Annotated in this window: 1 protein-coding gene; it reads right to left on the bottom strand. The window is 71.6% G+C overall.

Annotated features, from left to right (window positions below):
• The coding region (locus AC1DN0_RS42035) for an AMP-binding protein (RefSeq protein ID WP_477146751.1) at positions 1 to 352 on the bottom strand (352 nt) is incomplete at both ends.

Here is a 352-nt window from a genome sequence, read left to right as displayed (position 1 = left end):
GCGCAGCACCAGCCGCGCCACGTGGGCCAGGCCGATGCCGATGAAGGCCTGCGGCTGCGCCTCGTCCAAGCACTGTTTGAGCGCGCGCTTGTCGATGCCGGGGTCGACAAGCACCGGCACCGCGCCGTTCTTGAACAGCGCGAACATCAGCAGAAAGAACTCCGGCGAGGGCCGCACCATCACCACCGCGCGCACGCCGCGGCCGATGCCGTGGGTGGCCAGGCCGGCGGCCATGGCGTCGCTGCGCGCGTTGAGGGTGCGGTAGTCCAGGGTGACGTCATAGGCGGCCATCCCGCCCGCACCGGGCTTTCCGGGGCAGCGGATGGCGATCTGGTCGGGGCGTTCACGGGCC

The sequence above is a fragment of the Cupriavidus sp. 05N39 genome (assembly GCF_056397325.1).
Note: the sequence above shows the minus strand (reverse complement) of the source record. Positions and strands in the feature narration are given on the sequence as shown.